Source organism: Amycolatopsis sp. NPDC003861, from assembly GCF_053605405.1.
This window is the reverse complement of sequence record NZ_JBSGJD010000099.1, coordinates 17,409-31,053: the sequence shown is the minus strand read 5'-3', so window position 1 is coordinate 31,053 and position 13,645 is coordinate 17,409. Positions and strand designations below refer to the sequence as shown.

Annotated in this window: 10 protein-coding genes; 2 read left to right on the top strand and 8 right to left on the bottom strand. The window is 71.3% G+C overall.

Annotated features, from left to right (window positions below; translation table 11 throughout):
• Positions 1 to 84 precede the first annotated feature (84 nt).
• Complete coding sequence (locus tag ACWEVN_RS24140) at positions 85 to 1,470, bottom strand: sugar porter family MFS transporter (protein ID WP_449687155.1); 1,386 nt, start codon at positions 1,468 to 1,470, stop codon at positions 85 to 87.
• A gap of 260 nt (positions 1,471 to 1,730) precedes the next feature.
• Between ACWEVN_RS24140 and ACWEVN_RS24135 the strand changes: the two genes are divergently transcribed.
• Positions 1,731 to 4,493, top strand: coding sequence for a cellulose binding domain-containing protein (locus ACWEVN_RS24135; RefSeq protein WP_452052765.1), 2,763 nt, complete (start codon positions 1,731 to 1,733; stop codon positions 4,491 to 4,493).
• A 330-nt stretch (positions 4,494 to 4,823) separates the two neighbouring features.
• On the opposite strand, the gene ACWEVN_RS24130 is transcribed toward ACWEVN_RS24135, so the two are convergent.
• From ACWEVN_RS24130 to ACWEVN_RS24110, 5 genes are read right to left on the bottom strand one after another with little or no spacing between them, the layout of a single operon-like run.
• Entirely contained in the window at positions 4,824 to 5,825 is a 1,002-nt protein-coding gene (locus ACWEVN_RS24130; RefSeq protein WP_452052764.1) for a zinc-dependent alcohol dehydrogenase family protein, read from the bottom strand.
• Between the two features lie 25 nt (positions 5,826 to 5,850).
• Complete coding sequence (locus tag ACWEVN_RS24125) at positions 5,851 to 6,555, bottom strand: HAD family hydrolase (RefSeq protein ID WP_449687158.1); 705 nt, start codon at positions 6,553 to 6,555, stop codon at positions 5,851 to 5,853.
• Positions 6,552 to 7,361: a carboxymuconolactone decarboxylase family protein gene (locus tag ACWEVN_RS24120; protein ID WP_452052763.1), complete on the bottom strand. Its 810-nt coding sequence runs from the start codon at positions 7,359 to 7,361 to the stop codon at positions 6,552 to 6,554. Before ACWEVN_RS24120 ends, ACWEVN_RS24125 begins: the two co-directional genes overlap by 4 nt.
• Before the next feature lie 31 nt (positions 7,362 to 7,392).
• A complete protein-coding gene (locus ACWEVN_RS24115) occupies positions 7,393 to 8,190 on the bottom strand; it encodes an AfsA-related hotdog domain-containing protein (RefSeq protein WP_452052762.1) in 798 nt (265 codons plus the stop codon).
• A gap of 32 nt (positions 8,191 to 8,222) precedes the next feature.
• The gene (locus tag ACWEVN_RS24110) at positions 8,223 to 9,680 is read right to left on the bottom strand and encodes a hypothetical protein (RefSeq protein ID WP_449687161.1); all 1,458 of its coding nucleotides are present in this window, start codon (positions 9,678 to 9,680) and stop codon (positions 8,223 to 8,225) included.
• 533 nt (positions 9,681 to 10,213) lie between these two features.
• On the opposite strand from ACWEVN_RS24110, the gene ACWEVN_RS24105 reads away from it, so the two are divergent.
• Positions 10,214 to 11,386 (top strand): cellulose-binding domain-containing protein, encoded by a 1,173-nt coding sequence (locus ACWEVN_RS24105; RefSeq protein ID WP_452052761.1) that lies wholly within the window; start codon positions 10,214 to 10,216, stop codon positions 11,384 to 11,386.
• A 9-nt stretch (positions 11,387 to 11,395) separates the two neighbouring features.
• Here the strand turns inward: ACWEVN_RS24105 and ACWEVN_RS24100 are convergent, their stop codons facing one another.
• Together ACWEVN_RS24100 and ACWEVN_RS24095 are read right to left on the bottom strand one after the other, a co-directional pair.
• On the bottom strand, positions 11,396 to 12,391 hold the full coding sequence (locus tag ACWEVN_RS24100; RefSeq protein WP_452052760.1) for an aldo/keto reductase: 996 nt from the start codon (positions 12,389 to 12,391) through the stop codon (positions 11,396 to 11,398).
• Positions 12,392 to 12,426: 35 nt separating this feature from the next.
• On the bottom strand, positions 12,427 to 13,620 hold the full coding sequence (locus tag ACWEVN_RS24095) for an AGE family epimerase/isomerase (protein ID WP_452052759.1): 1,194 nt from the start codon (positions 13,618 to 13,620) through the stop codon (positions 12,427 to 12,429).
• Positions 13,621 to 13,645: the final 25 nt, after the last annotated feature.

Sequence of the window (13,645 nt, the reverse complement as noted above, 5' to 3'; positions counted from 1 at the left end):
GGTAAAGCAGGTTAGAACCCGCTTTACCACTCACGACAAGCCGCGGCAGACCGCCTTTCCGGCGCCGCGATCGACCCCCCGGGGTCAGCTCTTGGCCGCGACGCCCTGGCGCGCCCGCAGGTCGAGCTCGATCTGCTCCAGCGTGCGGCCCTTCGTCTCCGGCACCAGCCACTTGGTCAGTACGAACAGCACCACGTTCACCCCGGCGAAGAGGAACATCGAGCCGCCGATGCCGAGGGACTTCGGGTCGGAGATGATCGGGAACACCGCGCTCACGATGCCCGTCGCCGCCCAGAGGACCACGCTGCTGACGCCCATGCCCGTGGCCCGGTACTTCAGCGGGAACACCTCGGACATCATCACCCAGACGACCGCGCCCCAGCCGAGCTCGTAGCCGACCAGGTACAGCACCATCATCACCAGCATCAGCAGGCCGCGCGTGCCGGTGTCGTGGACGTTCAGCACCACCAGGCCGGCCGCCACCAGCGTGAGCACCATGATGACGTTGCCGATGAGCAGCAGCGGCTTGCGGCCCCAGCGGTCCACCACGAACACGACCCACGCGGTGAAGAGGAACTTCGTGACACCCAGCAGCACGCCGGACAGCAGCGCGGCCTGCGTCGCGAACCCGAGGCCGATGAGCATCGTCGGGAAGTACGCGTTGATGGCGTTGACCCCGCTGAACTGCTGGCCGATCGCGAGCAGCAGGGCCACCACGAGCATCGGCCGGACGAACCCGGAGAACAGGTCGCGGATCCGCGGCTTCTCTTCGGTGTCGAGCCGGATCACCTCGTGGATGGTGGCGATCTCCTCGTCGAGGTTCACCGCGTTGCCGTGCGCGCTGGCCAGCACCCGCCGGGCCTCGTCCTCCTGGCCGTTCTTGACCAGCCAGCGCGGCGTCTCCGGCAGGAACACCAGCCCGACCAGCAGGACCACCGCGGGCACGATCGCACCGGCGAACATCCAGCGCCACGCCGAGATCGGGCCGAGCCAGTAGCTGACCAGGAACGCGATCAGGATGCCCAGCACGATGAAGATCTGGTTGAGCGCACCCATCGCGCCCCGCCACTTCGCCGGCGCCAGTTCGGACAGGTACGTCGGGACGGTCGACGACGAAAGGCCGATCCCCAGCCCGATGATCAGCCGCGAGAGCACCAGCAGCACGAACGTCGGCGAGAAGCTCGCCGCCAGCGTGCCGACGATGACGATGCCCGCGGCGACCATGATCGTGCGGCGCCGGCCGAGGGCTTCGTTGGTGCGGCTGGACAACAGCGCGCCGACGATCGCGCCGACCGACAGGCTGGCGGTGATCACGCCCTTGTCCCAGCTGGTCAGTGCCCACAGTTTCCCGATGAACGGGAGCACCCCGGAAATGACACCGAGGTCGTAACCGAACAGGATGCCGCCGAGCGCGCCGAAGAAGTACAACGTGGTCCGCCCGATGTGCCGCGCCGGGGCTGCTTGCGTCATTGCCGGGTCGCCTCTTTCGTAGGTCCAGTCCAGCCAGCGGCACCACACTCACACGCCGGAAAATGGCGGGCAAGAAGATCCGTGATAACAATTCAGAAACCTGATCGACGTTCACGTATGTGATTCCGGCATATCCGGCGCCACCCCCCGCAAAATCCACTGTGGACAGTGTCCGTCGCCGAAATCGTCGAACGCTTTACAACGCTCCGAACGCTGGTTTACCTTCCCTCTGGAAGCGCTCCCAGAGTGTGGAGGCCACAGTGCACAACGTCGTGCCAGCAACGCATTCCCCGTCCAGGTTCCGCTCGGCGAGACGGCTGCTCGGCGGTGCGCTCGCCGTGCTCGTGCCGGTCGCCGTCGCGGTCACCGTCGGCGCGCCGGCCTCCCCGGCCGCACCGGCGGCCACCACGTGGCGCAACGCCGAAATCGCCGGTGGCGGGTTCGTCCCCGGCATCGTCTTCAACCAGACCGAGCCCGGGCTCGTCTACGCGCGCACCGACATCGGCGGGGCGTACCGGTGGAACACCGCCACCGGCCGCTGGCTCCCGCTGCTGGACTCGGTCGGCTGGACCGACTGGGGCCACAACGGCGTCGTCAGCCTGGCCACCGATGCCGTCGACCCGGACCGGGTCTACGTCGCCGCCGGGATGTACACCAACAGCTGGGACCCGAACAACGGCGCGATCCTCCGTTCGGCCGACCGCGGCGCGACCTGGCAGGCATCCGCGCTGCCGTTCAAGCTCGGCGGCAACATGCCCGGCCGCGGCATGGGCGAGCGGCTCGCGATCGACCCCAACCGCAACAGCGTCCTCTACCTCGGCGCGCCGAGCGGCAACGGCCTCTGGCGCAGCACCGACTCCGGTGTCACCTGGGCGAAGGTGACCAGCTTCCCCAACCCCGGCAACTACGCGCCGGACCCGAGCGACACCACGGGGTACTCCAGCGACATCGAAGGCGTCACCTGGGTGACGTTCGACCCCACGACCGGCACCCGCGGCAGCACCACGCAGACGATCTACGCCGGGGTGGCCGACAAGCAGAACACCGTCTACCGCAGCACCGACGGCGGCACCACGTGGGCGCGGCTGGCCGGCCAGCCCACCGGGTTCCTGGCGCACAAGGGCGTCCTCGACAGCGCCGGCGGCTACCTCTACCTGGCGACCAGCGACACCGGCGGCCCCTACGACGGCGCGAAGGGCGACGTCTGGAAGTACGCCACGAAGACCGGCACCTGGACGCGGATCAGCCCGATTCCTTCCGACAGCAGCGACGACTACTTCGGCTACAGCGGGCTGACGATCGACCGGCAGCACCCGAACACGCTGATGGTCGCCACCCAGGTGTCGTGGTGGCCGGACGTCATCTTCTTCCGCAGCACCGACGGTGGGGCCACCTGGACCCGGATCTGGGACTTCAGCAGTTACCCCGACCGGTCGCTGCGCTACACCCAGGACATCTCCTCGGTGCCGTGGCTGACCTTCGGCACCCAGCCCGCTCCCCCGGTGCCCTCGCCGAAGCTCGGCTGGATGACCGAGTCGGTGGAGATCGACCCGTTCGACTCCAACCACCTGCTCTACGGCACCGGCGCGACCATCTACGGCACGTCCGACCTGACGAAGTGGGACAGCGGCGGGAAGATCACCCTCAAGCCGGTCGTCGGCGGGCTCGAGGAGACGGCGGTGCTCGACCTGATCAGCCCACCCTCGGGCGCCCCCCTGCTCTCGGGCCTCGGCGACATCGGCGGGTTCCGGCACGACAGCCTCGACGCCGTCCCGGCCACCATGTACACGCAGCCGGTGTTCACCACGACCACCAGCCTCGACTACGCCGAACTGTCGCCGGCGACGATCGTGCGGGCCGGCACGCTCGACCGGTCCGCGCGGCCGAACGACAACCGGATCGCCTTCTCCACCGACGGCGGCAAGAACTGGTTCCAGGGCGCCGAGCCGGGCGGCAACGCCAGCGGCGGCACGGTGGCCGCGGCCGCCGACGGCAGCCGGTTCGTCTGGAGCCCGGACGGCGCGAACGTCAGCTACTCGGTGGGCTTCGGCTCGTCGTGGACGGCGTCGGCGGGCATCCCGGCGGGCGCGGTGGTCGAGTCGGACCGGGTCGACCCGAAGCGGTTCTACGGGTTCGCGGCGGGCAAGTTCTACGTCAGCACCGACGGCGGCGCGAAGTTCACCGCGACCGCGGCCACCGGGCTGCCGTCCGGCTCGGCGCACTTCAAGGCGATGCCGGGCGTGGCCGGGGACGTCTGGCTGGCCGGCGGCTCCGGCACGGCGTACGGCCTGTGGCACTCGACCGACTCCGGAGCGTCCTTCACGAAGCTGGCGAACGTCGCCGAAGCCGACAACATCGGGTTCGGCAAGGCCGCACCCGGCCGGACGTATGCGACGTTGTACACGATCGCCGAGATCGGCGGGGTGCGCGGGATCTTCCGTTCCGACAACGCCGGAGGGTCGTGGACGCGGATCAACGACGACCAGCACCAGTACGGCAACATCGGGGCGGCGCTGACCGGCGACCCGCGGGTGTACGGCCGGGTGTACGTGGGCACGAACGGCCGGGGCGTGATCATCGGCGAGTCCGGGGGCAGCGAGCCGCCGCCTCCGACGAGCACCACGCCGACGACCACCACGCCGACGACCACCACGACCACTCCCACCACGACTCCGACGACGACCACGACTCCGGTGCCGTCGGGTTCCTGCACGGCGGCCTACACGGTGACCAACCAGTGGCAGGGCGGCTTCCAAGCCTCGGTGAAGCTGGGCAACACCGGCCCGGCGGCGGTGACGGGCTGGACGGCGACGTGGACCTTCGCCGACGGCCAGCGGGTGACCCAGGCGTGGAACGCGCAGGTCACCCAGACCGGCGCGGCGGTGACGGCCCTGGACGCGGGCTGGAACAAGACCATCCCGCCGGGCGGGAGCGCGGAGTTCGGCTTCACCGGGAGTTCGGGGATGGTGAACTCCCGGCCGGGCGCGATTTCGCTCAACGGCCGGTCCTGCACGACGTCCTGAGCCGGTGCCGCGAATGACTCATCCGTGACCTCGGAGGTCACGGATGAGTACCTTCCGTCGCGCGGGCGAAGGGGGTTTCAACCCACCCCCAGGCGGTTGAAACCCCCTCCCCGCGCCCCCAGTCCCGGGCAACCGCCCGAGCAGCCGCAGCCTGCTCGGGCGATGTCCCCGGTGATGTCCACTCTTCCTGGTGCCGATGGCAACCGCCATTCCTGCCCAAAGGGGACTTTTTCGCTGGCCCACAGCCCCGCTGACCTGCGAAAACGGGGCTCACGGGTAGCGAAAATACCCACCCGGGCCGGCAAAACTTACCCGGCGGACAGCGGCGGCTCAGGCGCTCTCCAGCACGACCTTCCCGAGGTGGGTCCCGGACTCCAGGTGCTTGAGCGCCTCGGCCACCTCGTCGAAGGCGAACCGGCGGTCGACGACCGGCCGCAGCCCGGTCCGCTCGATCGCGGTGTTCATCGCCTGGAACGTCTCGCGGGAGGCGTTGGTGAGGCCGCGCAGGGTCAGTTGCTTGACCAGCACCAGGATCGGGTCCGCGCCGCCTTCGTGGGTCAGGACGCCGGCGACGCTGACGTGGCCGCCGTACCGCGCGGCGAGCATCGACTGGCCGATCGTGCCGCCGCCGCCCACGTCGACGACGTGGTCGACACCGCCGCCGGTCAGCTCCGCCACCGCGGCACCCCACTCCGGGGTGGTCGCGTGGTTGAGCGTCTCCGCGGCCCCGAGCGCGCGCAGCCGCTCCAGCTTCTCGTCCGAGCTCGACGTCGAGACGACGTGGGCGCCGCCGAGCGCGGCGAACTGCAGCGCGAACGTCGACAGGCCACCGCTGCCCAGGGTGAGCACGGTCTGCCCCGGCGTCAGCCGGCCTTCCTCGACGACCGCCCGCCACGCCGTCACGCCGGCGCTGGGCAGCGTGGCGGCTTCGGCGTAGTCCAGGTGCGCGGGCACGGCTACCAGGGCGTCCTCGGCGAAGACGGCGTACTCCGCGAGCACGCCGTCGAGCGTGCCGCCCAGGTCGTCCGCGGTCTTCTCCGGCGTGCCGGGCCCGGCCAGCCAGTCCGGGAAGTAGGTCGCCGCCACCCGGTCACCCGCGGTCCAGGCCGCCACCCCGGCCCCGACCGCGACGACCTCGCCCGCGCCGTCGGACAGCGGGATCACGTCCGGCTTCACCGGCTTCGGGTAGAACCCCTTGAGGATCATCAGGTCACGGGCGTTGAGCGCCCACCCGCGCATGCGGACCAGGACCTGCCCGGGACCGGGTTCGGGCACGTCACGCTCGCCGAGGACGAGCCCGGCGCCGGGACGGGGCAGGGAAAAGAACTTCACAGCGGCTCCAAGAGGTCGGCAACACTCATCGACGAGGCCAGTGTGTCGAAGCCGCGAGCTCGCCGTCGACGGTGGCCAGCAGTTCCGGGGTCAGTCCGGTGAGCGACGTGGCGAAGTGGCGGACGCCGTAGGAGGCCATGAACTCCCGCTGCCGCGCGTGGGCGGGGCTCGACGGGAACCCCACGAACCCGGCGCCGTGCGCGCGGGCGTCCTCGGCCACCCGGCTGACGTCGTCGACGAACACGATCTCGTCGAACCCGACGCCGAGCACGGTCCGCGTGATGTGGTCGACCCCCGGCCGGTGCTCGTTGATGCTCACGTAGGGCACCTCGGGGTCCAGCAGGTCCACGAAGTCGCCGAGGTGGTGGTCGAAGGTGTGCTCGCGGGTGCGGCCGCCGTAGCAGACCAGCCGCACCGGCAGCTTCGACAGGGCCGTCAGGCAGTCCCGCGCGCCTTCGGCCACCCGGATCGGGTGCTCGGCCAGGTAGTCCTGCCGCGCGGCCCACAGCTGCTTCAGCGTCTCCTCGGCCGGCTGGTCCAGACCGCACAGCGCGGTCACCTTTTCGGCGACGACGATGTCGCGCAACCCGATGACGTCCCGCTCGGCCGCGGCGTCGTACACCCCGCCGTGCTCGGTGACGAACCGGGCGAGCATGGCCAGGTAGGTGTCGTCGATGAGCACGCCGTCGCAGTCGAGCGCGACGACGCGCAGCTTGTCGAAGCCGCTCACCGCTGCGCGAACACTTCGCGTGCGGCCGCGATGGCGTTGAGCGCGGCCGGGAAGCCGCAATAGAACGCCAGGTGCAGCACGGTCTCCACGACCTCCTGCTCGGTGCCGCCGACGTTGAGCAGCCCGTGGATGTGCACCTTCAGTTGCGGCAGCGCGGTGCCCAGCGCGACGCACGCGGCGATCGTGACGATCTCGCGGTGGCGCAGGCTCAGGTGCGGGCGGGAGTAGATCTCGCCGAAGGTGAATTCGACGATGTAGGTGGCCAGGTCGGGGGCGATGTCCCGCAGCGCGTCGGCGACCCGCTCCCCCGCCTCGCCGTCGACGGCCTTCATCGCCGCCAGGCCGCGCTCGTAGCGGTCCTCGATGCCCGCCCAGGGCAGGTCGGCGGCCTCCTCGGGCCGCTCCTCCTCCGGCAGCCCCTCGAAGGCCGCCTTGAGCGCCGTCAGGGCGTTGAGCGTGGCCGGGAACCCGGCGAACGAGCTGACGTGGATCACCGCTTCGATGAGCTGGCGGCGGGTGCAGCCGACGTTGAGCGCGGCCTTGGCGTGGAACTGCAGCTGCGACCCCGCGTAGCCGAGCGCGGTGAGCGCGGCGACCGTGGCCAGCTGCCGTTCCGGCAGCGGCAGGCCGGGCCGGTGGTAGACGTCGCCGTAGATGAACCCCACGCACTGCTCGCCGAACTCGGCCTCCCCGATGCTCTCGAACAGGTCCAGCACGGCCGGCCGGTCGGCCCCGCCGAGCTGCTGGATGAGTTTCAGGCCCTGGGCGAAGGACGCGGAGCGGTCCTGCTGCTGCAGGTCGGACATCGTGAAGTGGTTTCCCTTCCGGAGTGACGGCTCACCCGAGATAGGCCCGGGTGGCCTGGTCGGCCTTGCGGCGTTCGAGGGTGCCGACGCGGCCCTGCGCGATCATCGAGTACTCGATGCCGGCGGTGGCCACGGTCCGGCCGTGCTGGCGCACCGACGTCGTGGCGCGGAACTTGAGGTTGGTCTCCCGGTCGAGGTCGGCTTCGACGATCAGCGACTCGACCGTGGCCGGCAGCGGGAACAGGAAGTCCTGGAAGGACAGGTCGATCCGCTTCCACACCCCGGCGTACGCGGCCGGGGCGAGACCGGGCCGGACCGCGGTCTCGAACTGCGCGATGCAGATCTGGCGCATCGCCTCGATGATCACGATGCCCTGCACGTGCTCGCCGGTGTGGTGGTCGAGGACGAGTTCGTTGTCCCGGTGGATCCGCAGCTCGGCGCGGCAGTGCGTGGGCGCGGGGCTGTGCACGCCGGCGAGCAGGACGTTCTCCGGCCGGTCCTTGTGGACGACGATCGGCGGCTCGTGCGGCAGCCGGAACGCCTCCGGATCGGCGAGGCACAGGGCGCCCTCGCTCTTGTCGCACGCGGCCTGGAGCAGGTCGCCGTCGGTCGCGTCGATGCCCTGGCCGAAGTGGACGACCCAGCGGCAGTCCGGCGGTGTGGGACCGCCGGTACCGAGCAGGGCCAGCAGGCCGGACAGGGTGAACACCCGGTCGTCGCGGGCGAACTGCGCGAAGCGGTCGGCCACCACGACGACGTCCCGCTGCTGGTCGAACGTCCGGCCCTCCTCGCACGGCAGTTGCGGGCACGAGGAATCGTGCGGTGCCACTTCGGGCGCCTCCGTCCGGGTTTGCTCAGGGGTCACGGCCGCGCCGAGGCGTGGGCGTCCAGGAGTGCTTCGGCGAGGTTGCGGGCCGTCGTGGCCGAACGCCAGCGCGGCCCGGACAGCTCGGTGGCCATCACCTTCAGCATGGCGCGCACCATGTCCGGCTGTTTACCCACCCCCGCGTCGAGCAGCGGCTCCACCTGTGCGGCGGCGCCGTCGAGGTCGTCGAGCTGCAGGTGGGCGCGGCCGGTGTCGATCCGGATCATCGGATCCATGGCTTCCCAGCGGTTCTCCAGCGACAGCTTCTCGAAGGCCTCGCGGGCGGTGGTGAACTCGCGCAGCGCGGCGGCGGCCTGCCCGACCGAAAGCAGCGAGTTGCCGGCCATGTAGTGACGCCGGTCCTTCGTGATGTTGAAGAAGCTGTCCTCGCCGCCGGCCCCGAGGTCCGGGTCCTCGATGGCCGTCCAGCGCGCGATCGCGTCCAGCACCTGCCGCTCGGCCTGCACCGACGACCAGCCGCGCGCCTCGGCGAGGATCAGCGGGGCGTCGGTGAGACGCCCGGCGGCGTGGTAGTTGAGCCCGTCGGCGGCCAGTTTCGCGGACTCGATGCCGTTCCCGGCCCAGAACGCCACCCGCGCCTGCGACGTGCGCACCCAGCGCCGGGCGAGGAAGTCGTCGGCGTACTGGGTGTAGAGCCAGGCGGCGGAGTTCAGCTCGCGCGAGAGCCGGTAGCGGCCGAGGTCACCGGCGATCCAGGCCATCATCGCGCTCGTCTTCGCCCCGATGAGCAGGAGGTCTTGCGTCTGCTTCGGGCGTTGCCTGCCCTTCAGCAGGGACGCGGTCCGTTCCTCGATCACGGCGAGCTGCCCGAGGATCGAATCGGGCGCGGTGCGGGTGTAGGCGTCACCCAGGAAGTCCAGGTCCGACCACAGGTCGTCGAGCTGGACGTCGTCCACGTTGGTCTTGGTGAGCAGGATGGCGTCGCCCAGGGCGCCGGCGCCGATCTCCTCGTCGGTCCGGGCTTCGGCGCGGGTTCCGGTGAGGAGGCCGGCCGGCGGCGCCGCGGGCTCGGGCGAGGCGACGGTGGGCTGCAGGTCGGCGTGGTACTCGGCGAGGTCCTTGGCCGGCAGCTGCTCGAGGTCCTGCAGCCCCAGCAGGCACTTCCAGCCGGTGCCGTAGACCTGGGCCAGCACCCGCAGCGCGGCGACGGTGGGCCGGACGCCGCGGTCGGGCCACTGCTCGTACTCCCAGATCCGCGTGCCGCGCATGCCCGCGCGGGGGTCTCCGGTGACGGCGTTGTACTGGTGCGCCGCGACGTCGAGCGAGAGCTCGGACGCCAGCCGCCACGCGGTGCGCGGCGGGATCCGGCATTCGACGATCAGGTTCTTCGCGACCTGGGCCGGGATCGCCTCTTCGGGGAAACCCAAGGCGGTCAGCCGCTCGCGCAGTTGCGCGCGATACGGCTTACTCCCAGGTTTGGCCTGTCGACTCATCGTTCATCCAACGATTTCCGGAGTACGGGGGCACGGCGACGACCTTACCGCAGGGTCAGCTCGGGGGCGCAGGTCGTCGGCGGGCCGGGAACCGTGTGATTCGCGAGAAGTTGAAGATGCAACAAGGGTTTCCGGTCGCCCGGCCTCGGCAGACAACCTGAGAGCGCTCCCATTTTTTGTGTCCCGATGGCGTTTTCGCGATCTTGGCGCGGATTTTCGAATTCCACCCCAACGGAGGTGTCCGGCGCCACCTCCCGGTGGCGCAGTGCGACCGGGACAAGTACTGCACGCCAACGGGTTCGGCCGTTCAGGAGCGTTCAGTGAGGACACCGCGGGTCCCGGCTGCGGAAAACGGACCACCGGATCGACCCGCAGCCGGGTCGCTCTTTACAAGCACGACACGCCGGGGTTACCTTTCCGGCGGCTGGAAGCGCTCCCATGCCAGGTCGCCTCGCCAGAACGCGGCCACCACCCAGGGGCGTCGTGGTGCAAGCCACGACGCCCCTGTCCGCGTCCCCACGAGGAGCCACCCCATGAACAGGTTCGCCGGTGCACTGGCCGCGCTCTGCCTCGCCGCGGCGGGCACCACCGCGGTCCTCGTGGCCGGGCCGGCCACCGCCGCCCCCGCGTGCTCGGTCGCCTACCGCGTCAACCAGTGGCAGACCGGCTACACGGCCGAGATCGCGGTGACCAACGGCGCCACCGCGCTCTCGTCCTGGACGCTCACCTGGCACTACGCCGGGAACCAGGCGGTCACGTCGGCCTGGAACGCGACCGTCCGCCAGACCGGGACGGCGGTCACCGCGCAGAACCTCGCCTACAACGGGTCGGTGCCCGCGGGCGGCACGGTCTCCTTCGGCCTCCAGGGCACCTACAGCGGGACCAACGACACGCCGGCGGACTTCGCGCTCAACGGCGTCTCGTGCGGCGACCCCGCACCCCCGACGTCGACGACGCCGACCACCCCGACCACACCGACGACGCCGACCACCACTCCCACCACCACGACTTCCGGGCCGCCGCCCGCCGGCTGCTCGGGCGCCACGCTCTGCGACGACTTCGAGCAGCAGACGGGCAGCACCCCGGGTGGCCGCTGGACCGTCGGCGCGGCCAACTGCACGGGCACCGGCACGGTCGCCGTCGACACGGCGGTCGCGCATTCGGGTAGCCGGTCGGTCAAGGTCACCGGCCAGGGCGGCTACTGCAACCACGCCTTCCTCGGCACCGGCCTCACCGGCACCGGCCCGCTGTTCGGGCGGTTCTGGGTCCGGCACACGACCCCGCTGCCCACCGGGCACGTGGCCTTCATGGCCCTGCGCGACACCGCCGACGGCGGCCGCGACCTGCGGGCGGGCGGCCAGAACAAGGCCCTGCAGTGGAACCGCGAGTCCGACGACGCCACGCTGCCCGCCCAGAGCCCGGCCGGGGTGGCCCAGAGCGTCCCCTTGGCGACGGGCACGTGGTCGTGCTTCGAGTTCGAAGTCGACGGCTCGGCGGGCCGGCTCCGGACGTGGCTGAACTCCGCGGAGGTGCCGGGCCTGGTGGTCGACGGCGTGCCGACCCAGGACATCGACCAGCAGTGGCTCGCGAAGTCCTGGCACCCGGCGCTGACCGACCTGCGCCTGGGCTGGGAGAGCTACGCGGGCGACGCCGACACGCTGTGGTTCGACGACGTGGCCGTGGGCAGCTCCCGGATCGGCTGCTGAGTGCGCCGGCTACCGGCCCAGGGCACGCTCGATCCCGGCCAGCTCCTCGTCCGTGAACTCCAGGTTCGCGGTCGCCGCGACCGTGTTCTCCAGCTGCGCGACGCTGCTCGCCCCGATCAGCGCCGACGTGACCCGCCCGCGCCGCAGCACCCACGCGATCGCCAGCTGTGCGAGCGTCTGACCACGCCCCTTGGCGATCTCGTTCAGTGCCCGGATGGTGGCCAGCGTGTCGTCGGTCAGCCGGTCGGTGGTGAGGAACGGGCTGGCGCCCGCCGCCCGGGAGTCGGCCGGGATGCCGTCCAGGTAGCGGTCGGTCAGCAGGCCCTGGCTCAACGGCGAATAGGCGATCGAGCCGACGCCGTGCGCGTCCAGGGTGTCCAGGAGGCCGTCCTCCACCCAGCGATCGAGCATCGAATAGCGCGGCTGGTGGATCAGCAGCGGCGTCCCGAGCTCCCGCAACGCCGCGAGCGCCGCCTCGGTCTGCTCCGGCGAGTAGTTCGAGATGCCCGCGTACAGCGCCTTGCCCGAACGCACCGCCGTGTCGAGCGCGCCCATCGTCTCCTCGATCGGCGTGTCCGGGTCGGGGCGGTGCGAGTAGAAGATGTCGAAGTGGTCCAGGCCGGTGCGGGCCAGGCTCCGGTCGAGGCTCGCCAGGAGGTTCTTGCGCGAGCCCCATTCGCCGTACGGGCCGTCCCACATCAGGTAGCCCGCCTTGGACGACACCAGGATCTCGTCGCGGTACGGGCGGAAGTCGGCCGCGAAGTGGCGCCCGAAGTTGGTCTCGGCCGAGCCGGGCGGCGGGCCGTAGTTGTTGGCCAGGTCGAAGTGCGTCACCCCGAGGTCGAACGCCCGGCGCAGCACCGCCCGCTGGACGTCGAGGGGCTGGTCGTCCCCGAAGTTGTGCCACAGGCCGAGCGACACGGCGGGCAGCTTCAGCCCGCTGCGCCCGGCCCGCCGGTACGGCAGGTCCGCGTACCGGTCTTCGGCCGCGACGAAAGGCGACATGGTGCTCCTTCTCAGAGGGGGACGGCGAACGCAGTCTAAACGCGCGGCAGCAGCGCGCCGGCGAACGACGCCGCCGGCGGCAGTCCGGGCAGCAGGGTCGCCTGGTAGGCGTGGTAGACGTCCGGTTTGCCGGCCCACACCGTCGCGGCGGGCCGGTTGTCCGGGTCGAGTTCGTGGTGCCACGAACCGAGTTCGCGGTCGACGAAGCAGGCTTCGGCGTGCGCGCACCACTGCTCGAACCGGGCGAGGTACGCCGGGTCGCCGGTCTCCTGGTGCAGCGTCCACGCCGCGGCCATCGCCTCGGTCACCACCCAGTGCAGCCGGGTGCGCACCACCGGCGTGCCGGCGAAGTCGGTCGTGTAGACGAACCCCGGCCGCCCGTCCACGGCCCAGCCGTACCGGACGGCCGCGTCGAACAGCGCGCTCGCGTCGGGCACCAGCCACGCCGGGGCGGTGTCGCCGAGCGCGCGTCCGAGGTGGACGGCCAGCCGCGCCCACTCGAAGAGGTGCCCGATGGTCGCGCCGAACGGGCGGAACGGGTGGGCGGGTTCGGCGCGGTTGAACTCGAGCCGGACGCACCAGTCCGGGTCGAAGTGTTCCGGGAGCAGCCAGCCGTGCGCGCGGGCCTCGCCGTGGATCAGCCGCTCCACAATGGACAGCGCCCGGGTGGCCCACACCGGGTCGCCGGTGACGTCGGCGGCGGCGAGGAAGGCCTCCACGGTGTGCATGTTGGCGTTGGCGCCGCGGTAGTCCTCCAGGCGCGTCCAGCCGCGGTCCCAGACGTCGGCGACGAGCCCGGCCCCCGGTTCCCAGAACCGGCGTTCGACGGTTTCCAGGGCCTCGGCCAGCAGCGGCCGCGCGCCTTCGGCACCGGCGGCGGTCGCGCTCGCGGCCGCCAGCACGACGAACGCGTGCTCGTAGGCCCGCTTCTCGGCCAACGCCGTCGAGGCGTACCAGCCGCCGTGCCCGGCGTCCCGCAGCGGGCCGGTGAGCGCCGCGACGCCGTGCGCGACCTGCTCGCCGGTGTCCGCGCCCTGCAGCGAGGCGAGCGCGAAGACGTGCGTCATCCGGCAGGTGATCCAGGTCTCGACGGGCCGGTCGAGCACCGGCCGCCCGGTGTCGTCGAGCCAGGCGAACCCGCCGTCCGGGTGCGCCGCGCCGCGGGCGAATCCGAGCAGCCGGGCGGGTTCGGCCCGCACCCAGGCGGGAACCGAAGACGGACTGTCCACTCTCTGCCTTTCTCCACGGGCCCGC